Raw genomic sequence first — 23642 nt, forward strand, 5'->3', positions numbered from 1 at the left:
TGTTGCGTTGCGGCGAGGGGGGCTTTCGGCTATTGAGGCCGGACTTGAAACGGAGCCTGTTTTTAGCTGATGAGCCTTGTCGATACGGTCAAGAACGCGTTCGTACCGATCCATCGCGAAGGCTATCCCTTCATCGCGGCGTTTGGCGCGGCGACGCTTTTCCTCGGCTATTTCTCCTCGGTCCTGTTCTGGATCGGTCTGATCCTGACGGCCTGGTGCGTTTATTTCTTCCGCGATCCCGAGCGCGTCACGCCGGTCGACGACCGCTTGGTGGTCAGCCCCGCCGACGGCATCATCTCGGCGGTCGGGCCGGCCGTGCCGCCGCGCGAACTCGGCCTCGGCAATGTCGAGATGACCCGCATCTCGGTGTTCATGAATGTCTTTTCCTGTCACGTGAACCGCGCCCCGGTACGCGGTCGTATCGTCAGGATCGAACACCGGCCCGGAAAATTCCTCAACGCCGAACTCGACAAGGCCAGCACCGAGAACGAGCGCAACGGCCTGGTCATCGAAAGCCCCAACGGCACGATCGCCGCCGTCCAGATCGCCGGCCTGGTGGCGCGGCGGATCGTCTGTTGGGCCGAGGCGGGCGGCTCGATCGGCACCGGCGAGCGTTTCGGCTTGATCCGCTTCGGCTCGCGCGTCGATGTCTTCCTGCCCTTGACCGCCACGCCGCGCGTTGCCGTCGGCCAGACAGCGGTCGGCGGCGAAACCGTGCTGGCCGAATTCGGCGGTGTCGCCGGCACACCCCTCGTGCGGATTTCCTGAGCCGTGGGCACGCAGTATAAGAAGTTCGAGGCCCATGCCAGCGGCGGTCCGCGCATCCGCGAGATCCCGATGCGCATGGTGCTGCCCAACCTCGTCACCGTGCTTGCCATCTGCGCCGGTCTGTCGGGCATCCGCTTCGGCTTCGAAGGCCGCTTCGAGCCGGCCGTGGTGATGGTGCTGCTGGCCGCTTTCCTCGACGGCATTGATGGCCGCTTGGCGCGGATGCTGAAGGCAACCTCCAAATTCGGCGCCCAGATGGATTCGCTGGCCGACATCGTCAATTTCGGCGTCGCCCCGGCTTTGGTGCTTTATGCCTTCCTGCTCGACCGTGCCGGCTCGCCGGGCTGGATTGCGGCCTTGCTGTTCGCCATCGCCTGCGGGCTAAGGCTCGCCCGCTTCAACGTGCTCGACGACGAGAAGGCCGACCGCCCGATATGGCAGTCCGAATATTTCGTCGGCGTGCCGGCGCCGGCTGGTGCTGTGCTGGTGATGCTGCCGCTCTATCTCTATTTCCTGCGCACAGGGCTGGAGCCCAGTCGTCCAGCGGCCTTCGTCGCCACCGGCTTTACCATACTGGTCGCCTTCCTGCTGGTCAGCCGGCTGCCGGTCTATTCCGGCAAGAGCCTGAAAATCCCGGGCGACAGGGTGTTGCCGATCATCCTGGGTGTCGTGCTCTACGTACTGCTGCTGATGACCTACCCCTGGTACACGCTGACCGCTTCGGTTGCCGGCTACCTGATCTTCCTGCCGTTCAGTGTGCGCGCCTATTCGAAACGCGCCAAGCTGGAGGGCGAGAAGGTACCGCCTTCGGATATAGGTTAGAAGGTCGGCGGAAGTGCTTGATCCGACTCAGGCCGCGACGCCGAGCCCCAGCCTGTCGATCGCCAGCTTTCGGGTCGAGACATAGTCGGTCTTGCCCGAACCCAGCACCGGGATTTCCTCGACCTTGACGATGTCGTTGGGCACCATCAGTTCGGCGGCGCCCGCTTGTTTGCCGAATCTGCGCAACTCGTCGGGATTGGCGTCGTCGGCGGTGGTGACCAGCACAATGCGCTCGCCGCGCCTCTTGTCCGGCACCGCTACCGCCGCATGGCGTTCTTCCGGCCACAACGACTGCACCAGCATCTCGACAGCACCCAGCGACACCATCTCGCCGGCGATCTTGGCGAAGCGCTTGGCGCGGCCGCGAATGGTGATGAAGCCTTCGCGGTCGACAGCGACGATGTCGCCGGTGTCGTGCCAGCCCGTCAGCGGCTGCAATTCACCGGGGCGGTCCGATGTCATATAGCCCATCATCAGGTTCGGTCCGTCGAGCCACAATTGGCCGGCATCGGAAATGCCTTCGATCGGCTCAAGCTTCATGCGCATGGCCGGCAGCAGCCGCCCGACGGTACCGTCGCGGCCATGGATTGCCGTGTTGACGGCAACCACCGGTGCCGCCTCTGTCAGCCCGAACCCTTCGATGATCTCGGCCTGGAAGCGTTCGCGATAGACGCGGCGGGTTTCCGGCTTCACCGCCTCGGCGCCGGCAACGACGAAGCGCAGGCTGGAAAAATCGCCGTCCTTGGCGGTACGCGCATAGTTGGCGAGGAACGTGTCGGTGCCGAACATAATGGTCGGTTTCACCTTGCGCGCAACCTCGGGGATGATCTTGTAGTGCAGCGGCGAGGGGTAGAGGAACAGTTTTACCCCGGTGACCAGCGGCAGGATGGTGCCGCCCGTCAGGCCGAACGAATGGAACACCGGCAGCACGTTGAGCAGGATGTCGGCGGGCGAGATGGTGATGCGCGCCTCAGCCTGCATGGCGTTGGCGTAAAGGTTCTTGTGCGACAGCACGACTGCCTTCGGCGTGCCTTCCGAGCCCGAGGTGAACAGGATCACCGCCGGCTTGGCCGCGTCCTGTCGCTGCAGCGGCCAGCGCCACAGCAAGGCGGCGGCAAGCTTGTCCGGCGCGGTGACGCTCTCCCGCACATCCTCGAGCCAGAGAAGCCTGGCGCCGCCCTTTTCGACCGCCGCGACGATATCGGCAAGGTCGGCCTTCTCGACGAACGCGCGGGACGAAATCACGGTCCTTATCACCGCCGTGCGCACGGCCGCGGTGACGCTCGCCGGCCCGGCCGTGTAGTTGATCATCGCCGCCACCCGGCCGGCCGACAGAAGGCCGGTGAGCGACAGCACGACGCCATTGGCATTGGGCAGCATCACGCCGACTGCCTCGCCCGGAGCCGTTACCGCCTCGAAGCGCCTGCCCAGGACGCGGGCGCCGATGAACAGCTTGCGGTAGCTCAGCGCGCCGGAGATCACGTCCTCGATGATGATATGCGAAGCGCCGACGCGGTCGGCGGCATCGCGCATGGCCAGGAACAGGCCACGATCGAGGTTGGTGCCGAAGAGCCGCGCCTCGGCGACACGGTCGAACAGCGCGTTGGTGTTCGAGGCCTGCTCGGGGTTGCGCGCCACCAACTCAGTGATGGTCATCGGCTCCAGCACGCTGATCGACAGTTGCGGAAACCAGTGTCGTGGCGCCTTGTCCCCAGGCGTCAGCGACACCGGCAGGCTGCGCGCGCCGCCGACGAAGATCGGCACGATCTTGGCATCGGCCTGCATGGCGATGCGGGTGACGGCACGAAACAACCGAAACGTCTTGACGTCGGGCTCGACTGCATCCGGCAGATAGACAGCGAGCCGGCCCTTGCCCTTCAGCACCCGCACCAGCCGGCGGCTGACGAAGACATGTTCGGCGTTGAAGGCGATGGTACGGCCAAGCTCGCGCCAAGGTTCGAGCCACGGCGAGCGCGCCGAGACCTCATCGAGAATATGCAGCGTGTCTTCCGGCAGCAGCGACAGCATCAGCGCCGGCTCGAAGCGCGATTGATGAGAGATGACGTAGATGACTGGGGCCTGCGCCTTGCGGGCGATCCTGATGCGGCTGTCTCCGATCCGGTAGGCAAGCTTGAACGGGACATAGAGCAGCGCCTGGGTGAAGCGTAGGCCGAGGCGGAATTTTTCCGCCACGCCAATCAGGAGCCAGGCCAGAACAAGACCCGCAAGCAGCGCCAGTGTCAGGATCATGCCGCGTCTCTCCCAACGTTTTTAGCATCTCGGCTCTTTGCGGCCGTGTCGGCCAGAACCTAGACGATGTGGGAGCAAGGTCAATGCGGAGCTTTTGCTTCCCTTGGTGCGGGAAGCTGCTTCTCACGCCGCCTGCAGCCGTCCACTGATGAAACGAAATTCCTGCGTCTTGCCGCCATAGCCGTAAGCGGCTGCCGGCACTTCATGCACGAAGGCGTAGCTCTCCTCGTGCACGCCGCCCAGCAGACGGCCGAAGGCTGCGAAGATCGCCTTCAGATAGGCCTCCAGCTCAAGCTTGGTGTTGGTGCCGTCGACCACCTTGATATCAAGCCAGAACGTGTTGGTGCCGTGCTCGGCCAGCGACTTGCCGCCGGCGAACCAGTGCTGCGGATCGACATAGGACACGGCAACTGCCGTGATCGTCGGGTCCTTGCGCAGCTGCGTCGCGGTGATTTCTGTGGCCTCCTTTGCGATGCGAGCGGAAAGCGCCGCGTCAGGTTTGCCGGTGATGCTGATGTTGATGATAGGCATTCTTCTTCTCCTTGGCTTGAGCGGCGTCCGATCGCCGTTGAAACAACCATGCCACCACCTTTTAGTCAAAAAAATCGAATTGTTTTTAAATGATACTTCGATAGTATCGAAGTATGGAAACGCTCGATCCCGATCTGCTCCGAACCTTCCTTGCTTTCGTCGACAGCGGCTCGCTGGCCCAGGCGGCTGCAAGCATCGGCCGTTCGCCCTCGGCGGTGACCGCCCAGATGCAGCGGCTGGAGGAAGTCGTCGGCGAGCCGCTGCTGGCGGCGCAAGGGCGAGGACGTGGTCTGACGCCGGCGGGTGAGGATCTCGTCGGCCACGCCAAGCGCATTCTTGCCGCCCATCGCGAGGCTTGGCTGGCGCTGAAGGGCGCCCGCGCTGCCGGGCGCGTTGCCATCGGCACGACGCAGGATTTTGCCGACAGCGGCCTGCCGGATCTGCTGCGTGCTTTCGCCGGCAGCCATCCGCGCGTCAGGATCGAACTGCGGGTCGGCCGTTCCGCCGAGTTGGCGCAGGCGCTGCAGTCTGGCGGCCTCGATCTGGCGATCGTCATGCGCCAGACGGCAGCGCCGGACGAAGTCGGCGTGCTGCGCGAGCCGATGATATGGCTATGCTCACAAAAGGGGCTGGCCACGCGGCAGGAGGAACTGCCGCTGGCGCTGCTCGATCCATATTGCGGTTTTCGCGAAGCGGCACTTGCCGCACTCGATGCCGCTGGCCGCCGCTACCGCATTGCTGCCGGCAGCGCCAGTCTGGCCGGCCTGCGCACAGCCGTGAACGCCGGTGTCGCACTGACGCTGCGAACGGCTCGCTTTGCCCATTCCGGGATTGTCGAGGCGCCGCGCCAGCTTGGCCTGCCCCAGGTGCCTTTGGCTGAGTTCGCCATCCGGCTGCGCGCCGGTGCCGATGGATCGGCAGCCGATCTGGCGACCCTGCTCAGCGGTAACCTTGCCTTGTCGGGCTGAATACCCAAAGAAACCGACCTTGCGGTCCCAAGTGGCAAAGAGAAAGCCGACCTTACGGTCGGCAAGCGGCAAAGAAAAAGCCGACCTTACGGTCGGCTTGGAGTAGGACGGGCCGAGGGGTTTGGGGGGACTTGGGGATGGCCCGTCGCAGCAATAATGCCTGACCCGGATGATGGTTCCATGACTGTGTCACTTTTTTAAGAAATATTTGACGCCATGCGTTGCGAGCGCGCCATCAGCCAATCCCGCCCCGCATGGGCGAACACTGCGGTGAGCACGACGGCGCCGCCGATCATGCTGGCGGCTGGTGCAATCTCGCCCAGGAACAGGAAGGCAAACAGGATCGCGAACGGCACTTCGGCCGAACCGAGAAGCCCGGATTCGGCCGGCGGGATGAGCCGTGCGCCCTCCGTCCACAGGATCGAGGACAGCGCGAAGGACGCGCCGAAAGTGGCGAGCAGAACGGCATCTCTCGGCGAAACCGCCAGCGGATCGGTGACGAACCAACCGAGCACGAACAACAGGAATGCCGACACCGCACCGGCCCACACCACGGGCGTGTCGCGGAAGGCGCGTACCATGATCATGTAAAGGCCGCTGCCGATGGTCATCAGCAGTGCCAGTCCGTCGCCGAACAGATTGCCGGTGCCGAAGCCGGACCAGACCATGATCGCCACGCCGCACAGCGACACTGCGGCGGCGACCATCGTCTGCAACCGGAAGGGTTCGCGCGTCAGAACCCAGGCCAGCAGCGCCGTGACGAAAGGTGCTGTGGCATAGATGACAGCGACATTGGCGACGAAGGTGAACTTGAACGCCGAGATGAAAGCGATGCTGGCCAGCGCGCCTTCCACCGCCAGCAGCCAGCCGCGCCAGCCAAGCCGCAGGTTCTCACGCCCACCGGAACGGTGACGCCGCCACAGCACATAGAGGCTGATCAGGATCGCGCCGACAAAGCCGCGCCAGCAGATGATGGTCAACGGGTCGGCGTGGATTGATTTCGTCAGCACGCCCGTCAGGCCGAAGACGGCGGCTGAGGACGACACCAGGATGATGCCGAGTGTCCGCTCCGCGGCGGTGTCGGTGGCGGCTGCAATCTCAGTCATGCCGCCAGCCTACGCCGCTTGGTCCTGACATCGTAGTGTCAGCAATGATGGCGATCCACATCACAGCCGTTTGCGGGAATGCTCGGTGCCGACGATCAGCAGGCCGGCGGCGACGATCAGCGCAGCGCCCAGGAAGACTTCGCGGCGCGGCACGTCGCCCCAGATCGCAAAGCCGAGTGCGAATGCCCACAACAGCGAGGTGTATTCCAGCGGCGCGAGAACCGAGGCCGGCGTGCGCTTCATGCCTTCGAAGAGAAGATACTGCGCCAGGCCGCCGAGTGCGCCGACGCTGGCAAGCAGCAGCAATTGCGCCAGGTTTGGCGTCTGCCACCAGAGCAGCGCCGGCACCGCCGAAAACAGCAGGAAATAGAAATTGTTGAGCAGGAGCTGGATCATCGAGCGCTCGGCAAGGGCGGTCCTGCGCAAGAGCACGATGGCGATGCCCCACAAGAAGGCGGCCGCCAGCACCAGCAGCACCGGCACGGACAGGCCGAGATGGGTCGGATCGCAAGCGATGAACACGCCGGCAAAGCCGATCAGCACCGCCAGCCAGCGCAGCATCGGCACTTTTTCGCCGAGCAGGAACACCGAAAGCACGGTGACGATGATCGGGGCCGCGTAATAAACGGTGGTCAGTTCGGCGAGCTGCAGGCTGCGCGCGGCGTTGTAGTAGCAGAGCCACGCAGCAAGCGTGAAGGCACTGCGCACCAGCATCGGCCGCACGATCGGCGAGCGCATCGTGTCGGCAAACAGCTGTCGTCCGCCGATCGCCGCGCACGCGCCCAGAATGGTGATGCTGCGGAAGAACATGATCTGCCAGACGCTCATGCCGACGACCAGCAGCTTGATCGAAGCATCCTGTGTCGAAAACAGCAGATAGGCCGCACCGGTCAGCAGGATGCCTGCAAGAACCCGCTCGCGTGTTTCGAGAATGGCGATATCGGCCATAAGGCGCGTGGGACCAAATTTGCCGGAGCGGCAGAAATGCTGTGAGGAGCGACACAAGGGAGCCGTGAATTCAACTCCCTTGGTACCAAGCTATACGGGCGAAAACCCCTGCGGCGCTACGCCAGTCCGGTGCTTATATTGGGGCACGGGTCCATGGCGAGCTGCACTGTCGCAAAGTCTATTGCGTCGCCTGATAAAGCTCCGAAGCGGCTTCTTTCAGCGCGCGCCGGCCGTCGGACCTGAAATACATCATGTGCCCGCCCTCGACGACATCGAGACGGATGGGCTTGGCATTGGCGAGCGACGGGATCTGGCTCACCAGGTAGCGCGAGGCGAGGTAAGGTGTCACCAGGTCGGTGTAGCCGTTAACGATCACGACGCCGAGCGAAGGGTTCAGCGAGCGTGCGCGCTGCAGATCGTCCATCACCCCGGCATAGCCTTGCCGCGAGGCGCCGGTCCCGTAATCCCAATTGTGGCTGATTTCGCCATTGAGCAGCCGATAGCTGACATCGGTGCGAAAATGCAGTTCGTCGCTGATATAGCCGACGAACGCCGACGTCAGCGCCGGCACGCTGCGGTCGAGCACCGGATCCGGGCCGGCGATGCGGGCGCTCTCGGGCGCGATGTCGGCCGTGCCGATCGTGGCGTCATAGGGGCTGAGCACCTTGCTGCTGGCGCGGGCGAACTCCCTTGCGAACAGGCCGGTGGGGATGCGGGCGGAGTTCCGCTGCACCAGGTCGAGCGGCAGGCCGGTGATGTCAGCCACGCGTTGGCTGGCCAGCCGCCTGCCTTGCTCCAGTCCGCTGGTGATTGCCGTGAGGTAATCGCCCATCGCATAATGTTCGACGTCTGCCAGCTTCTCCCGCAACGCGTCGCCGCTGACGCCTTCGGCGCGCAGGCGCACCGCAGCCAGTGAAGGCAGTTCGAGCGCCCAATGCAGCGGCTCGAATTCGTCGGGCTGCACCAGCGTGAACTCCAGCGCCGGGGAGATCAGCACGATGCCGTTCGGACTGATGCCGATATCTTCCTGCAACGTCCTGGAGAGCAGCGCTGCGCGGAACCCGCCATAGCTTTCGCCGGCGAGGAACAGCGGCGACCCGGTGCGGCCGTTCTGCGCGAGATAGAGCCGGATGAAGGCGCCTATCGAGCCGGCATCCTGGTTGACGCCCCAGAAGTCGCGCGTGTCCTGACCCGGTGCCTCGCGGCTATAGCCGGTTCCCACCGGATCGACGAAGACGAGATCGGTCATGTCGAGCCAGCTGTCCGGATTGTCGATCAGTCTTTGCGGTGACGGCAGGAATTCGCCGTCGGCTCCCGTCGCGATTATCCGTGGACCGAGTGCGCCGATATGCAGATAGGCGGACGCTGCTCCAGGGCCGCCGTTGAACACGAAGGTGATCGGCCGCTGCTGGTCTTTGGCCCCGCTTGCCGGCGGCTCCAGTGTGTAGGCGACGTAGAAGATCTCCGCCGTGACGTCGCCCTTGCCCGATAGCAGCGACAGGGTCGCCGCCTTTGCCTGGTAATCCAGCTTGCGCCCGGCCAGCGTGATCGAATGGTTGGTGGTCTGCGGCGGCGGCAGCAGGGATAGCACGCCGCCCGAGGGCGCCGGCCGCTCCGCCGTTTCAGCCAGGACGGGCTGCGCCAGGACGGCGAGCATCGGCAGGATAAGGCAGATCAGTTTCAATTTGACCGGCATGATGGCTCCGCGACAACGACTCCCGCATAGGTATGGCCGAGAGGGTCGAAGTCAAAGGAAATGGCTGATTTGAACTTGCAACGGCTTGCGCTAGAGCCGGATGATTTCAGGTCGATCGACCTGAAATCATCCGGCTCTAAATCAAACAGATGGAGCATGATGCCGTCCGAAAACCGCTTCACACTTTTCGGCATCATGCCTAGTATGAATTGGAATGCAGTCGAACCTTTCCCTCGATCAGTTTGGGCGCTGGAGCGGCGGTGTCGCCGCTGCGGCCGTTGCCGTGACACCCGAAGAATTGTCGGCTCGCTTCACGGCAGCGGCGAGCGAGTTGCTTGGCTCCGACCGCGCCTATGTCGGCTTTTACCGTCGCGACATCACATCCCTGACCATCGACGATGCCGGTCCCGATCGCTGGAACCGCGACTACGATGCACGACTGTATCGCCAGGATCCCTTCTTCCAGAGGTTCGCCAGCACAAGGCAGGATTTCCTGTTGCCGCTGTCGGCACTCCGCAATGGCGACTTCCAGCGCACTCCCTACTATCGCGAATTCTTCGGCCCTTCCGACAGTTTCGACGAGATCACCGGCGTGTTCAATCTAGACCGGCTGACCGCTGGCTATGTCACTTTTCTCAGGCGAAACGGGGCAGTACCGTTTGGCGAGCAGGATCTGGCGACGGCTTGCGCGGCAAGCAGCGCGACAAGGCTCATTTTGGAAAGATTGCTCCATCTGTGCCGCTTCCGGCACAAGGGGGCCGCAATCGGTGACGCTCGCTCGCGGCTGAGCAGGCGCGAGACCGAGATTGCGCGGCATCTGGTCGATGGTGGCAACGCCAAGACGATTTCGCGATGCCTCGCCATCTCGCCCGGGACCGTCCGCAACCACATCAAGCAGATCTATCGCAAGCTCGGCGTGCACTCCCAGGTCGAGTTGCTGGCGGCCATCCGCGAAGCCGCTTGAGCCTGACGGCTTCCGCCCGGCTCTGTCTTTTTGCTTTGACGCAATTCCCAAGGGAAAGCGCTACGCGCTTTTCCCGGGAAAACCGCTGCGCACTTTTTCTGGAATTGCTCTATTGTCCCGTCACGATGCGCGTCCACATGCGGTTTTGTGATCGCAGCAGCTTTGGGTCGTTGTTGTCCACCACGAACAGCTTGGCCTTCACGGCATCAGGCGGAAAGACGCCGGGGTCGCTGGCTATGGCCTTGTCCATCAGCGGCAGGGACTCCGGTATCGCATTGGCGTAGGAGACATAGCTGGAATTGGCCGCGGCGATATCGGGCCGCAGATTGAAGTTGATCCAGGCCTGGGCGTTGTCGGGATGCGGCGCATCTTTCGGTACCGCCATCGTATCGAAGTTGATGAGCGTGCCTTCTTTGGGGATGGAATAGGCGATCTCCAGCTTCTTCACGGATTCCGCCGCACGGGTCCTTGCCTGGAGTATGTCGCCCGACCAGCCCAACACCACACAGATGTCACCGTTGGCGAGGTCGTTGATGTATTTCGACGAATGGAAATAGCGGATGTAGGGCCGCACCTTGACCAGCAGGTCCTCGACCTTGGCGAGGTCGTCGGGACTGGTCGATTTGGGGTTGATGTGAAGGTAGTTCATCGCCATCGGGATGACTTCAGCCGGCGCATCGATGATAGCTACACCGCAATCGGACAGCTTCTTGACCACATCGACGTCGAAGACCATGGCGAAGGAATCTGTCGGCCCGTCCGGCAGCCGCTGCTTCACCGCAGCGACGTTGTAGCCAATGCCGTCGGTGACCGCCATATAGGGCACTGCATGCAGGTTCTGCGGGTCGGCGCCGGCGATCAGCGCGAGGGCTTGCGGATCGATCTTCGAGTGGTTCGCAAGCTTCGATTTGTCGAGTTCCAGGAAAGCCCCTGCTTTGACCTGGTTCTTGAGGAACGGATAGGCTGAAGGGTAGACCACGTCATATCCGGAGCCGCCCGTGAGCAGCTTGGTCTCAAGCACCTCGTTGCCGTCATAGACGTCGTAACGAACCTTGATTCCCGTTTCCTTCTCGAATTTCTCGGCCGTGTCCGGCGCGATGTAGTCGGACCAGTTGTAGACGTTGACGATCTTTTCCTCGTCAGCCGAAGCCGCATTTGCGCAGACGCCGCAGGCAAGCAGGGTTGAGAAGATCAGAGCGCGCATAAATGTCCTCCGTTTTCGCTATGTGTTCTCGGCATGCTCCGTCCCTCAACGTCGTTGCGGGGCATAGACCGGCAAGGTGATGCAGGCGACATTGCCGCCGCCCAGCAGGATCTCTCGCGAGTTTTCGATGCCGACTATCCGGTGGTCGGGAAACAGCTTGGCCAGCGTCCGCTTGGCCTTCACATCGAGATCGCAGCCGAACTGCGGTACCACCACGACGCTGTTGCCCGGATAGTAGTTGATGTAGCTCGCCGCGATCCGGTTTCCGGCCGGTCGCGCCCAGGTCGAATCCAGCCGGTCCACGCTGTCGCTTTCTTCCGGCGTCATCTCGATCGGCATGGGGTGGGGCAGCCGGTGAACTTCCAGCGCGCGGCCCTTCGCATCACGAGCCGAACGCAGCACCTCTTCGGCTTCGCGCACGATATCGTATTGCGGGTCTTCCCGATTGTCGGTCCAGCTCAGCACGACCACACCGGGGCGCACGAAGCAGCAAACGTCGTCGACATGGCCGTCGGTCTCGTCGAAGGCAAAGCCGCGTGGCAGCCAGATGACGGTGTCGACACCGAGATAGTCGCCAAGCTGGCGCTCCACCTCGGCCTTGCCGAGATGAGCGTTGCGATTTCGGTTGAGCAGGCATTGCTCCGTCGTGATGAGCGTGCCCTGACCGTCGCACTGCAACCCGCCACCCTCGGCGATCAGAGGTGCGCGGTAGCGATCCATGTTCTCGATTTCGAGCACTTTTTGCGCCGCAAGGTCATCCAGGTCCCATGGCGAATAGAGGCCGCCGTCAAAACCGCCATAGGCGTTGAAGATCCAATCGACGCCACGCACGTCGCCTTGATCGTTGACGACGAAATTGGGACCGCTGTCGCGCAGCCAGGAATCGTTGGTGGACATTTCCACGACGCGCACATGACCGGGCAATCGCGCTCGGGCATTCTGCCACTGGCGAGCAGAAGCCGCCACCGTCACCGGCTCGCTTTGCGCGATCGCCGCGGCGACATCGGCGAACAGTTTTTGCGCGGGCTTGGCGCCGAGGCGCCAGGTGTCCGGCCGCTCCGGCCAGATCATCCAGCAGCCTGACTTGGGTTCGAATTCGCCGGGCGCGCGAAACCCATCCTGTTTCGGCCTTGTCGAGAGGGTTCGAGGCATCGGGGACCGCCGGGAAATGGAGTGATGACTTGCCCGGATCAGACGTTTTTGGGACCTTGTCCGTCAATGTCCCATTTGGGATATCGGTGTAGGCGGCTGGCACCTGTTGCGGAATGGCATTGCCTTCCCAAGGTGATCGGCGCAAATCTTGACCGGACGGCGCATGCCGGTGACGCAAGCAGTCGACGAAAGGGGAAAGCGGATGGATGCGACCGAACTGAAGGCCATGCAGGCGCCGCTGAAGCAGGCGTATCGTGACGACGCTTCGCAGGCCATGATCACGCTTCGCGCCAAGGGCTCGATCGACGACCAGTCGGTTGCCTGCAAGGTGGAGACGGGCAGGGCGCTCGCCATCGCCGGCCTGCATCCGGCAACAGGCGGCTCAGGCCTTGAGCTCTGCTCGGGCGACATGCTGCTGGAGGCGTTGGTCGCCTGCGCTGGGGTGACGCTGAAGGCGGTGGCGACGGCGCTCGAGTTCAAACTCGGCGCCGCCACGGTGGAGGCTGAAGGCGATCTCGATTTTCGCGGCACGCTCGGTGTCGCCAAGGATGCGCCGGTCGGCTTTCGCGCCATCCGGCTCAATTTCAACCTCGACACCGATGAGCCGCAGGAGCGGATAGACTCGCTGCTGAAGCTGACCGAGCGTTATTGCGTGGTATTCCAGACCATCAGCCAGAAGCCGGAACTGACGGTCAGCGCACGCCGCTGACGCCTACTGTGCTGACGGTTCTTCGGCGTCACCCTCGTCGGTGAAGGGCGAGGCGCTCGGCACGCATTGCACCGACCAGCCGGCCGGTGTCGGCTGCTTCTGATATTCGGTGATGGCGGCGGTGCATTGTTCGCGCTTGTCGAAGGTGCTGGGCAGCACGACCATGCCGCCTTGCGGACCGGCGATTACCAGATACCAGACCAACGCTGCTGCGGTCGTAGCCATGGGGATTTCCTTGTTCTGCCAGTTGGGCGCTTGTTGTGGGAGTCGCGGTGACCCTACCAACTCCAAGGAAATGACGAAAGCATGACCGCGGCACAGCTTCCCGCCGCCAAATCACAGCCGCGTGATGTGACGGCGGGTTTCCCAGCCCGATTTCGAAGCGCAATCGGCTCAGTTGGTGGCAAAACAATAGAACAAGCCATCGCCCCCGGTGCCCTTCAGCGCCTCTTGGCTGCAGCCGCCGCGCGAGGCGTGCGAGGAATTCCAGGATTTGGCGGCTGCCGAATCGTCGAGGCCGGTACGGTCGTGATGGCCCATCATCGCGGCGCCTTCCGCCCCGCTCATCGTCCAGTCGCCGCAGGTCTGGTCGGCGATCTTGGTGCCGTCGGGCTTGGAGCCGGTCAGCACGTCGTGGCGGTTCGGCGTGTCACCGCGGCCGTTGACCACTTCGCCTTTCTCGTTGAGCGCCGTCTGCTTGGTGATGCCGTTGGCATCGCTGTGCAACGAGGCGACGTCGTCAGCGATCTTGACGCCCTTGGCGTTCACCCACGGCCCCTTGCCGATGCGGTCGCGGGCGTCAGTGTCGCTGGTCGACAGATAGGCAGCCCAACTCTTGCCGGTGACGCCGGCGGCTTCCGCCAGCGATGCGCAATGCGCGTCAGCACCCTTGAGGCCGCCGAGGTCGGCACCCTTGCCGGAACCGACACTGGTGACGAAGAAGCTCATCTTGGCATCTTGCGAGTAAGCGGCGCCCGCGGCTGCGATCAGGATGGCCGCGGTGGCGAGAAGCAGTTTGCGCATGGTGGTTCCTCCGGTTTGGGCTTCGACTACGTCGAAGAAACGTTTCCGGAGGCCTGTTTAATCCCTACGCATGTCGCTTAAAAGTGCGCAGCGGTTTTTGGGAAACCGACATGCGTCAAAAAAAGGCTCAAGTTTATTCCGGCTGCCTATAGGCGACGAAGCGATTGTGCTTGGCCTGGAAGATCAATCCGGTCTCTTTCAGGTCCGGGCTGGCCAGCGGCATGATCCGCTTGGCGATCTCGGAGGGATGCGGCAACGTCTCGGGATCTTCGCCCGGCACTGCCTGGGCACGCATGGCGGTGCGGGTGGCGCCGGGGTCAGCGGCGTTCACCCTGAGCGGCAGGCTCTGCGTCTCATGCGCCCAGGAGCGCATCATCGTCTCCACCGCGGCCTTGGATGCCGCGTAGGGTGCCCAGAAGGCGCGCGCCGAGTGCGCGGCGTTGGAAGACAGGATGATCGCGCGGCCAGCATCGGAGAGCCGCAGCAGAGGGTCGACCGAGCGGATCAGCCGCCAGGTCGAGGTGACGTTGATGGTCATCACCTTCTCGAAGGTTTTTGCTTCGACATGACCGATCGGCGAAATGACGCCGAGAACGCCGGCATTGGCGACGAGAATGTCGAGCTTGCCCCAGCGTTCGTGGATGGCGCCGCCCAGGCGGTCGATGCCGGCCATGTCGGCGAGGTCGAGCGGCACCAGTGTCGCCTGGCCGCCGGCCGCCTTGATCTGGTCGTCGAGCTCTTCCAGCCCGCCGACAGTACGAGCCACCGCAATGACATGCGCGCCGGCGGCAGCCAATTCCTTGGCAATGAAATAGCCGATGCCGCGCGAGGCGCCGGTGACGACCGCAACGCGGCCGGAAAGGTCGAGGGTCATGCGATGGATTCCGGGAATTGACTAACGCTGATGGCGGTCCGGCCTACGTCCCGCTTGTCGCCAGCAGCGACAGCGTGCGCACATTGTCGTGGCCTTCGAAGTCGAGCAGGCGGGTCGGGTACTGGCCGGTGAAGCAGGCATCGCAGAATTGCGGCTGGTCGTTGTCGCGGCTGGCCTCGCCGACCGCGCGGTAGAGCCCGTCAATGGTGAGGAAGCCAAGCGAATCGACGCGAATGAACTCGGCCATCTCCTCGATCGACATGCGCGATGCCAGGAGCTTCGATTTCTCCGGCGTGTCGACACCGTAGAAGCAGGAGGCGCGTGTCGGCGGTGAGGCGATGCGCATATGCACCTCCTTGGCGCCGGCGTCGCGCACCATCTGCACGATCTTCTGGCTGGTGGTGCCGCGCACGATGCTGTCGTCGACCAGCACCACGCGCTTGCCTTCGATCATGCGTCGGTTGGCATTGTGCTTCAGCTTGACGCCCATGTGGCGGATCGAATCGCCCGGCTGGATGAAGGTGCGGCCGACATAATGATTGCGGATGATGCCGAGCTCAAAGGGAATGCCGGCCGCCTGGCTGAAGCCGATCGCCGCCGGCGTGCCCGAGTCCGGCACCGGCACGACAATGTCGGCCTCGACCGGGCTTTCGACCGCCAGCTCGGCGCCGATACGCTTGCGCACCTCATAAACGTTGCGGCCTTCGACCGAGGAATCCGGCCGCGCGAAATAGACATATTCGAAGATGCAGAAGCGGGTCTTCTGCGGCTCGAAGGGGAACAGGCTCTCGATGCCCTTGGACGTGACGACGACCATCTCGCCGGGCTTCAGGTCGCGCACGAAACGCGCGCCGATGATGTCGAGCGCGCAGGTTTCGGAGGCCAGGATCCAGGCGCCGTCGAGATCGCCCAGCACCAGCGGCCGGATGCCGAGCGGATCGCGGCAGCCGATCATCTTCTTGGCCGTCATCGCCACCAGGGAGAAAGCGCCCTCCACCTGCCGCACCGCATCGATGAAACGCGAGTTCAAATCGCGCTCCTTGCTGGTGGCGACGAGGTGCAAAAGCGTCTCGGTATCGGAGGTGGAGGAGAAGATCGCGCCTTGCTTCTGCAGCGCGCGCTGCACGGTCATGGCGTTGGTCAGATTGCCGTTGTGGGCGACGGCGAAACCGCCATCGGCCAATTCGGCGAAAAAGGGCTGGATGTTGCGCATGCCGGCGCCGCCCGTGGTGGCGTAGCGCGTATGGCCAATGGCGCGGTTGCCTTGCAGGCTGTCGATGACGCGCTGCTTGGTGAAGGTGTCGCCGATCAGGCCGACATGGCGTTCGACATGGAACTGGCTGCCGTCATAGGAAACGATGCCGGCCGCTTCTTGGCCGCGATGCTGCAGCGCATGCAGGCCCAATGTAACGATGGCCGCAGCGTCCTGCCGACCGAAAATGCCGAACACACCGCATTCGTCGTGGAAATGGTCGTCGGCCTCGGCGGAAAGCACGTCGTCTGCGTCTGCCATCTTAAGCTCCGCTAAAATCGCCATATAATGCGGGTTCGCGCCGAAAGCAACGCGGGCCGTGCAGTCGTTCACACCATCGTCAGATCCTGACGCCGTTTTTCGGCGTCAGTTTGCCGGTGCCGCCGGTGCCGGAGCGGCCGGGGCGTTGTTCGCCGGTGGTGTTGCGTCATTGTCGTCAGGCGCCGGCGCGTTGGTATCGTCGCCGCCCGCCGGAGCATCCGCCGCCGGTGCGTCCGGAGCAGCTGGCGTCTCGGCGGCCGGCTGATTCGGATTGAGCTTCTTGAGGATCGCGTTTTCCGGATCCTCGGGCAGCAGGCTTTCGAGCTTGGCGCCGATTTGTTCGAGCAGCGGCCGCGATTTGGCTTCCGTGACCCAGGCTGGCGCCTTGGCGCCGGCCAGCCAGTTGAAGAACAGCAGGGCGACGGCAACGACCAGGATGCCGCGCGCGGCGCCGTAAAGGAAACCGAGCGTACGATCGAGCGCGCCGATCCGGGAATCGATGATCCAGTCGGCGAGCTTCATGGTGATGACCGAGACGACGATCAGCGCGATGATGAAAACCACGCCGGCGGCGGCCGCCATGGCGACCTTTTCATTCTCGATGTAGGGAGCGAGGTAAGGCACGACCGGCTTGTAGAAGAAGAACGCCGCCGCTGCCGCCGCTGCCCAGGAGACGACGGACAGGACTTCGCGCGAGAAGCCGCGAACCATGGCGAGCATCGCCGAAACCAGAGTGAAGCCGACGAGAATTCCGTCAAGCAGCGTAATCGGCATGTCTTTCGCCCCACTCCATGAGCCGCATTATAGCGCCGAACATCGGGCTCTGGGTCCGACGCTCTAGTCTTCTTCGTCCACGCGGCTTCGGCGTGAGCCGGCTATGCGTGCCACGAGGTCGGCAAGCTCGGTCGGCTGGAAAGAACCGGCCCCGATCCCCCCGGCCAGTTCCCCGCTGCCCGAGGGCAGAACCGCGCTTCCAAAACCCAGCTTTTCGGCTTCCTTGAGGCGCTGTTGCGCATGCGCAACCGGCCTCACGGCGCCCGAAAGGCTGATTTCGCCGAAATAGACGCAATCGGCGGGAAGGGCAAGACCGGTGAGCGAGGAAACCAGGGCGGCCGCCACTGCGAGATCTGCCGCGGGCTCCGAAATCCGGTAGCCGCCGGCGACATTGAGATAGACATCATGGCTGCCGAATCGCACCCCGCAATGGGCTTCGAGAACCGCCAGGATCATCGACAGCCGGGCGCCGTCCCAGCCTACGACGGCGCGGCGCGGCGTGCCGAGCGAGGAGGGTGCGACCAGTGCCTGGATCTCGACCAGCACCGGCCTTGTCCCTTCCATGCCGGCGAAAACCGCCGCGCCGGGCGATTTGGCGTGGCGTTCGCCAAGGAAAAGCTCGGACGGATTGGCGACCTCGCGCAGGCCCTTGTCCGACATTTCGAAGACGCCGATCTCGTCGGTCGGTCCAAAACGGTTCTTCACCGTGCGCAGGATGCGGTAGTGGTGGCCGCCTTCGCCTTCGAAGTAGAGCACGGCGTCGACCATGTGCTCGACGACGCGCGGCCCGGCAATCTGGCCTTCCTTGGTGACATGGCCGACCAGTACGATCGCCGCACCCGTGGATTTCGCATAGCGGATCATCGCCTGGGCGGCGGCGCGCACCTGGGTGACGGTTCCGGGCGCCGAATCGGCAAGGTCGGTCCACAGCGTCTGGATCGAATCCAGGATGACGAGGTCAGGCCGCTTGCCGTCGGCGATCGTCGCCAGGATGTCCTCGACATTGGTCTCGGCGGCAAGTTCCACCGGAGAGGAGGCGACGCCAAGCCGCTGCGCCCGCAGCCTGATCTGCGCGACCGCCTCTTCGCCCGAGACATAGACGATGCGGTGGCCTTTTGATGCCAGCGCCGCGGCCGCCTGGGTGAGCAGCGTCGACTTGCCGATGCCGGGATCGCCGCCGACCAGCAGCGCCGAGCCGCGCACGAAACCGCCGCCGGTGGCGCGATCGAGTTCGCCAATGCCCGAGATGATGCGTGGCGCGTCCTCGATATCGCCGGACAGCGTGGTCAGCACCACGGCGCGTCCCTTGCGGGCGTTGCGCGTGTTGGCTGGTCCTGAGCCGATGCCGCCGGACGTGCCTTCCTCGACCAGCGTGTTCCACTCGCCACAGGCATCGCATTTGCCGGCCCAGCGCTGATGCACCGATCCGCAGCTTTGGCAGATGAATTGGACGCGCGATTTGGCCATCAGATGGAAGCCACGCCGTGACAGGCTGGCGGGGCAGCGCCCCCCTTTGGCCTGCCGGCCATCTCCCCCTCGATGGGGGAGATTTGCAGCTTCAGCGCTTGCGCCTTCTTTTCAACGCCAAAAATTGGCGAAAGCGTCGATGCCATCCGATCTCCCCCCTTGAGGGGGAGATGTCCAGCAGGACAGAGGGGGGCGCCAAGGAATGGGACCTGTCTCAATAGGTCACTCGAACCTTTCCGGCAGATGATGCTCCTCGGCGAGGTCGGAGAAGCGGGTGAACTCGCCCTGGAAGGCAAGGCTGACGGTGCCGGTCGGTCCATGGCGCTGCTTGGCTATGATCACTTCGGCCTTGCCCTGGACCTCGATCATCTTCGTCTCCCAGGCGAGATGCTCGGGCGTGCCTTTCTCCGGCTCCTTGTTCTTGATGTAATATTCCTCGCGGTACACGAACAGCACGACGTCGGCGTCCTGCTCGATCGAGCCCGATTCGCGCAGGTCGGACAGCTGCGGATGTTTGTCGTCGCGGCTTTCGACCTGACGCGAGAGCTGTGAGAGCGCGATGATCGGCACGCCCAACTCCTTGCCGAGCGCCTTCAGTCCGGTGGTGATCTCGGTGATTTCCTGGACGCGGTTCTGCGACGCCTTGGCAGATGAACCCTGCATCAGCTGGATATAGTCGATGACCATCAGGTCCAGGCCGCGCTGGCGCTTGAGGCGGCGGGCGCGCGCCGCGAGCTGGGCGATCGAGATACCACCCGTCTGGTCGATGTAGAGCGGGCGCTTATGGTTCTCCTGCGTGTAGGCGACAAGCTTGCCGAAATCGGCTTCCGTCAAATCGCCGCGCCGGATTTTCGACGATGGAATCTCGGTCTGCTCGGAGATGATGCGGGTGGCCAGCTGCTCCGACGACATTTCAAGCGAGAAGAAGCCGACGACGCCGCCATTGGCCGCCTTGACGGAGCCGTCGGCCTGTTGGGCAGGCTCATAGGCGGCAGCGATGTTGTAGGCGATGTTGGTGGCCAGCGACGTCTTGCCCATGCCTGGGCGGCCGGCGATGATGATCAAATCCGAAGGCTGCAGACCACCCATGCGATGGTCGAGATCGCGCAGGCCGGTGGCAATGCCGGACAGGTGGCCATCGCGCATATAGGCCGCGCTGGCCATGTCGACGGCATTCTTCAACGCATCGGAAAAGCTTTCGAAACCGCCATCGTAGCGGCCGTTTTCGGCCAGTTCGAACAGCCGCCGCTCGGCATCCTCGATCTGTTCGCCGGGTGCCATGTCGACCGGCGCGTCATAGGCGATGTTGACCATGTCTTCGCCGACGGTGATCAGCGCGCGGCGCGTCGCAAGGTCATAGATGGCGCGGCCATAGTCGGTGGCGTTGACGACGGTCACAGCCTCGACCGCCAGCCGCACGACATATTGCGCCATCGTCATGTCGCCGACCTTCTCGTCGGCCGGCAGGAAGGTTTTCAGCGTGATCGGCGTCGCCACCTTGCCCATACGGATGAACTCGGACGCCACCTCATAGATCTTGCGGTGCAGCGGCTCGTAGAAATGGCTGGCCTTGAGGAAGTCAGAGACGCGGTAGAAGGCGTCGTTGTTGACGAGGATGGCGCCGAGCAACGCCTGCTCGGCCTCGATGTTGTTTGGCGCTTCACGATAAAGCGGTGTTTCCGCGACGCCGAATTTTCGCGCTGCCTCTGCCATGATATCCCCGATTTCAATCCCGGCCTTTCGATATCAGAACGTGATGAGTCGGTGCTGACCTTTCTGCATCACTACCCAACCAAAGAACCTTGATGCCCGTTGTTCACAGGAACAACCAATCGTCCACAGGAGAGTATTCGCGTGCCCCGATTCCAGTTGACTCGACAGGGCCCGGATCTCTATCTGACTCGTCGGAACAAAGCAAGAACAATGGCGCTCTTCATTTTGCGATGTTGTCCAGCCTGTCGCCCCAGTCCAGTCGCCGGGCCAACTTGAAGTCGGCGCCGTCGCGCTTGATGAACAAGCGCTCGGTGGCGGTGCCGTCGTCCTGGCAAAGCTTGAGCAGAACCTTGCCGGAGCCGGATTTCGGTGGCGCAAGAACTCGTGCCTGGTGTGATGTGGGGCCGTCGCGAGAAGCCGCGACGTAGATGAATTTCTCGTCTTCCCACGGCACGTCGGCATCCTTGGCCAGCCGATGCAGGCGCGAGCGGGCGACGCGGCGGGAAAAATGGCACCAGTCGGGCTGGACCAGCGGGCAGGGCGCCTGATGCGCGCAAGGCGCAAGCACATGCGCGCCCGCCTCAATCAGCTGCCGGCGCACGGCAAGGATGCGCTGCCAGCCGGCGGGGGTGCCCGGCTCGACGATCAGGAGCGTGTCGCCAGTGAGTTGCCAGAGCCGGTCAATGAGTTTCGGCAGCGATGCCGGCGCGATTTCATCGAGCACATAAGCGCACGTGACCAGATCGGCCGGCTCGATGTCAGCAAGGTCGATGGTGGCATCACCGGCCAGCCATCTGCTCTGGGCGGCAATAGTGTTGCCGGCAAGCGTCTCGCCGACCTTACGCACGGCGGCACTGGCTTCGAACAACACCGCCTGTTCGAGATCGGGCCACAGATCGGTCGCGGCCCAAAGCACCGTGCCAGGGCCGGCGCCGACATCGAGCAAGGTCCTGGGCTGAAAGGCAGGCTTGGCGTCGCTCAGCGCGTCGAGGCTGGCACGGATCGCGGCATAGGTCGCCGGCAGCCGCGTCGCCAGATAGGCCTTCACCGCCAGATCCTCGGCCATGTGCAGACGGCCGTCGCGCAACTCGGCGCGGTAGCGGTCGGACAGCGTCTTTGCCGCTTGCTTGAGTACCGCCAGCGGAACGTTTTCGAGCAGACGCTCGACACCTTGGCGAAGGGAGGCAGGCAACTCCATCTCAAGCGCCCCGCGGGATGAGAAGGATCACCGAAGCACCGGCAATGCAGAGCGCGGCACCGGCAAGATCCCAGCGGTCGGGGCGAACGCCTTCAACCAGCCACAGCCAGCCAAGCGACGCCACGATGTAGATGCCGCCATAGGCGGCGTAGGCGCGACCGGCGGCTGACGTGTCGACCAGCGCCAGCAGGAAGCCGAAGAGGGCAAGCGAGGCGAGGCCGGGAAGCAGCCAAAGCGGCGACTTCTCCAGCCGCCACCAGGCCCAGAATGAAAAGCAGCCGGCGATCTCGGCCAGAGCGGCGGCGGCATAGAGGACAAAGGTCATGAAAAAGGTCCCGCGACGGTCACGGGACCTTTTTCAGTGCCGGCGCCGGCAATGGCAAGCGGCAATGCTATTCCTGGTCGGCAACCTTGCGGCGGCGAGCCGGCTTGGCGGCCGGGCTCTTTTTGACGGGAGCCGTTTCACGATGCCCCATATCGCGCATCTCCAGCGCTTTTTCGCATTTGGCCATGTAGTCGCGTGTCATCGGCAGCGTATCGTTCTTCTTGGCGATCTGGATCTGGAAGATCACCAGATCCTGCCAGCGGAATGCGGCTTCCGAGGCCGCCAGATAGAATTCCCACATGCGGCAGAAGCGCTCGTCATAGATCGCCTTGGCCTTGTCGCGATTGGCGGCGAAGCGCTCGCCCCAGTGCTTCAGCGTGTCGGCATAGTGGAGCCGCAGGATCTCGACGTCGGTGACGACCAGGCCCGACTTCTCGATCGCAGGCATCACTTCCGACAGCGACGGGATGTAGCCGCCCGGGAAGATGTATTTGCGGATGAAGGCGCTGGTCGCCCACGGCACGCCGGAACGGCCGATCGTGTGCAACAGCATGACGCCATCCGGCTTGAGCAGCGTCGCGCTCTTGTCGAAGAAGGTGCGATAGTGGTTGACGCCGACATGCTCGAACATGCCGACCGAGACGATGCGATCGAAACGCTCATTGAGTTCGCGGTAGTCCTTCAGCTCGAAATGCACGCGGCTTTCCAGCCCTTGCGCATGCGCCCGGTCGGTGGCGACGCCATGCTGCTCGGTCGACAGCGTGACGCCTTGCACGTCGACGTCGAACGCCTTGGCGAGATAGAGGCCAAGCCCGCCCCAGCCGGAGCCGATGTCGAGCACCGTCTGGCCGGCCTTCAGCCGGAGCTTGGCGGCGATGTGGCGTTTCTTGGCGCCCTGCGCCTCGTCGAGCGTCATATCCGGCTGCTCGAAATAGGCGCAGGAATATTGCATGTCCTCGTCGAGGAAGAGCCGGTAGAGATCGCCCGACAGATCGTAGTGGCGCTGCACGTTGCGCCGCGAGCGCGAGGCGGTGTTGATCTGCTGCAGCCGGCGGAAGGCGTGGCGCAGGCCTTCGATGGCCTTCGACCAGGTGGCGTCGATGCCGCCGCTGCCCATGTTCTGGAAGGCGATGCGCATCACGCCCAGCACGCCGCCCTCGAGAATGTCGAGTTCGCCGTCCATGTAGGCTTCAGGCACCGCCAGCATCGGATCGAAGGTGATGGCGCGCTCGGCATGCGCGGTCTTGATGTGCATGTGCACCGGTTCGCCGCTGCCGTCGCCGAAAACCACCGCCGTGCCCTTGGGGCCGGTTACCCTAAGATTGCCGGTGCGCACCAAGCGGTCGAGAACGCGCTTCAACAGAATATTCATGACCAAATGTCCCCTCTCGGCCAGACAGGCTGCCTTGGCGCGTGACCGCGAAAATCGGGATCGATTTCGCCGGAGATCTTGCGCCGAACCAAAGTTGCACAGCGTGCTTTGCGCGGCCAAAGGACGCGCGACGCCATAGTCTGCAACAATATATAGGGGTTCGAAAAGTTCCATTTGGCACAAAAATGCCCGGGCGCGAGGCCCGGGCATTGGTCCAGCATGGCTGGATGACGGCAAAGTGATCGGAGCTTGGCGTCAAGTCGTG

The 23642-nt window shown here is 63.6% G+C and carries 23 protein-coding genes; 5 read left to right on the forward strand and 18 right to left on the reverse strand.

Annotated features, from left to right (window positions below; all coding sequences use genetic code 11):
• Positions 1 to 69 precede the first annotated feature (69 nt).
• Positions 70 to 768 (forward strand): phosphatidylserine decarboxylase, encoded by a 699-nt coding sequence (locus P3C39_RS16880; protein WP_013532543.1) that lies wholly within the window; start codon positions 70 to 72, stop codon positions 766 to 768.
• 75 nt (positions 769 to 843) lie between these two features.
• A complete protein-coding gene (locus tag P3C39_RS16885; protein WP_224621703.1) occupies positions 844 to 1590 on the forward strand; it encodes a phosphatidylcholine/phosphatidylserine synthase in 747 nt (248 codons plus the stop codon).
• Between the two features lie 27 nt (positions 1591 to 1617).
• Here P3C39_RS16885 and P3C39_RS16890 read toward each other — a convergent pair whose 3' ends face one another.
• Both P3C39_RS16890 and P3C39_RS16895 read right to left on the reverse strand, forming a co-directional pair.
• On the reverse strand, positions 1618 to 3840 hold the full coding sequence (locus P3C39_RS16890) for an AMP-binding protein (protein WP_275953596.1): 2223 nt from the start codon (positions 3838 to 3840) through the stop codon (positions 1618 to 1620).
• A 123-nt stretch (positions 3841 to 3963) separates the two neighbouring features.
• Positions 3964 to 4371 carry a 4-oxalocrotonate tautomerase family protein gene (locus P3C39_RS16895; RefSeq protein ID WP_275953595.1) on the reverse strand — a complete coding sequence of 136 codons (408 nt, stop codon included), beginning with the start codon at positions 4369 to 4371 and terminating at the stop codon, positions 3964 to 3966.
• Between the two features lie 113 nt (positions 4372 to 4484).
• On the opposite strand from P3C39_RS16895, the gene P3C39_RS16900 reads away from it, so the two are divergent.
• A complete protein-coding gene (locus tag P3C39_RS16900; RefSeq protein ID WP_275953594.1) occupies positions 4485 to 5339 on the forward strand; it encodes a LysR substrate-binding domain-containing protein in 855 nt (284 codons plus the stop codon).
• Positions 5340 to 5536: 197 nt separating this feature from the next.
• On the opposite strand, the gene P3C39_RS16905 is transcribed toward P3C39_RS16900, so the two are convergent.
• The 3 genes from P3C39_RS16905 to P3C39_RS16915 form a co-directional block, all read right to left on the reverse strand.
• Positions 5537 to 6445 (reverse strand): DMT family transporter, encoded by a 909-nt coding sequence (locus tag P3C39_RS16905; RefSeq protein WP_275953593.1) that lies wholly within the window; start codon positions 6443 to 6445, stop codon positions 5537 to 5539.
• A gap of 60 nt (positions 6446 to 6505) precedes the next feature.
• The gene (locus tag P3C39_RS16910) at positions 6506 to 7393 is read right to left on the reverse strand and encodes a DMT family transporter (RefSeq protein ID WP_275953592.1); all 888 of its coding nucleotides are present in this window, start codon (positions 7391 to 7393) and stop codon (positions 6506 to 6508) included.
• Between the two features lie 178 nt (positions 7394 to 7571).
• Positions 7572 to 9089, reverse strand: coding sequence for a peptidase S10 (locus P3C39_RS16915; protein WP_275953591.1), 1518 nt, complete (start codon positions 9087 to 9089; stop codon positions 7572 to 7574).
• A gap of 214 nt (positions 9090 to 9303) precedes the next feature.
• On the opposite strand from P3C39_RS16915, the gene P3C39_RS16920 reads away from it, so the two are divergent.
• The gene (locus tag P3C39_RS16920) at positions 9304 to 10053 is read left to right on the forward strand and encodes a helix-turn-helix transcriptional regulator (protein WP_275953590.1); all 750 of its coding nucleotides are present in this window, start codon (positions 9304 to 9306) and stop codon (positions 10051 to 10053) included.
• Between the two features lie 109 nt (positions 10054 to 10162).
• Here P3C39_RS16920 and P3C39_RS16925 read toward each other — a convergent pair whose 3' ends face one another.
• Complete coding sequence (locus P3C39_RS16925; RefSeq protein ID WP_013532534.1) at positions 10163 to 11257, reverse strand: polyamine ABC transporter substrate-binding protein; 1095 nt, start codon at positions 11255 to 11257, stop codon at positions 10163 to 10165.
• Positions 11258 to 11302: 45 nt separating this feature from the next.
• Positions 11303 to 12409: an agmatine deiminase gene (gene aguA, locus P3C39_RS16930; protein WP_063171787.1), complete on the reverse strand. Its 1107-nt coding sequence runs from the start codon at positions 12407 to 12409 to the stop codon at positions 11303 to 11305.
• 202 nt (positions 12410 to 12611) lie between these two features.
• Between aguA and P3C39_RS16935 the strand changes: the two genes are divergently transcribed.
• The gene (locus P3C39_RS16935) at positions 12612 to 13118 is read left to right on the forward strand and encodes an OsmC family protein (protein ID WP_027162698.1); all 507 of its coding nucleotides are present in this window, start codon (positions 12612 to 12614) and stop codon (positions 13116 to 13118) included.
• A gap of 3 nt (positions 13119 to 13121) precedes the next feature.
• Here the strand turns inward: P3C39_RS16935 and P3C39_RS16940 are convergent, their stop codons facing one another.
• The 11 genes from P3C39_RS16940 to P3C39_RS16990 form a co-directional block, all read right to left on the reverse strand.
• A complete protein-coding gene (locus P3C39_RS16940; RefSeq protein WP_013532531.1) occupies positions 13122 to 13343 on the reverse strand; it encodes a hypothetical protein in 222 nt (73 codons plus the stop codon).
• A gap of 168 nt (positions 13344 to 13511) precedes the next feature.
• On the reverse strand, positions 13512 to 14141 hold the full coding sequence (locus P3C39_RS16945; protein WP_013532530.1) for a hypothetical protein: 630 nt from the start codon (positions 14139 to 14141) through the stop codon (positions 13512 to 13514).
• A 133-nt stretch (positions 14142 to 14274) separates the two neighbouring features.
• Positions 14275 to 15015 carry an SDR family NAD(P)-dependent oxidoreductase gene (locus P3C39_RS16950; protein WP_275953589.1) on the reverse strand — a complete coding sequence of 247 codons (741 nt, stop codon included), beginning with the start codon at positions 15013 to 15015 and terminating at the stop codon, positions 14275 to 14277.
• A gap of 43 nt (positions 15016 to 15058) precedes the next feature.
• Positions 15059 to 16528, reverse strand: a complete 1470-nt coding sequence (purF, locus tag P3C39_RS16955; RefSeq protein WP_013532528.1) for an amidophosphoribosyltransferase — start codon at positions 16526 to 16528, stop codon at positions 15059 to 15061.
• A 105-nt stretch (positions 16529 to 16633) separates the two neighbouring features.
• Complete coding sequence (locus tag P3C39_RS16960) at positions 16634 to 17302, reverse strand: CvpA family protein (RefSeq protein WP_063171789.1); 669 nt, start codon at positions 17300 to 17302, stop codon at positions 16634 to 16636.
• A 63-nt stretch (positions 17303 to 17365) separates the two neighbouring features.
• On the reverse strand, positions 17366 to 18769 hold the full coding sequence (gene radA / locus P3C39_RS16965) for a DNA repair protein RadA (protein WP_013532526.1): 1404 nt from the start codon (positions 18767 to 18769) through the stop codon (positions 17366 to 17368).
• Positions 18769 to 18915, reverse strand: coding sequence for a hypothetical protein (locus P3C39_RS16970; protein ID WP_198032117.1), 147 nt, complete (start codon positions 18913 to 18915; stop codon positions 18769 to 18771). Before P3C39_RS16970 ends, radA begins: the two co-directional genes overlap by 1 nt.
• 76 nt (positions 18916 to 18991) lie before the next feature.
• A complete protein-coding gene (locus P3C39_RS16975) occupies positions 18992 to 20482 on the reverse strand; it encodes a replicative DNA helicase (protein ID WP_013532525.1) in 1491 nt (496 codons plus the stop codon).
• Between the two features lie 220 nt (positions 20483 to 20702).
• On the reverse strand, positions 20703 to 21680 hold the full coding sequence (locus P3C39_RS16980) for a small ribosomal subunit Rsm22 family protein (protein WP_275953588.1): 978 nt from the start codon (positions 21678 to 21680) through the stop codon (positions 20703 to 20705).
• Between the two features lies 1 nt (position 21681).
• The gene (locus P3C39_RS16985) at positions 21682 to 22005 is read right to left on the reverse strand and encodes a YnfA family protein (RefSeq protein ID WP_275953587.1); all 324 of its coding nucleotides are present in this window, start codon (positions 22003 to 22005) and stop codon (positions 21682 to 21684) included.
• A 67-nt stretch (positions 22006 to 22072) separates the two neighbouring features.
• Positions 22073 to 23377 (reverse strand): cyclopropane-fatty-acyl-phospholipid synthase family protein, encoded by a 1305-nt coding sequence (locus tag P3C39_RS16990; protein ID WP_013532522.1) that lies wholly within the window; start codon positions 23375 to 23377, stop codon positions 22073 to 22075.
• Between the last annotated feature and the right edge of the window lie 265 nt (positions 23378 to 23642).

Source organism: Mesorhizobium sp. XAP4 (assembly GCF_029269325.1).
GTDB classification, from domain to species: domain Bacteria; phylum Pseudomonadota; class Alphaproteobacteria; order Rhizobiales; family Rhizobiaceae; genus Mesorhizobium; species Mesorhizobium ciceri.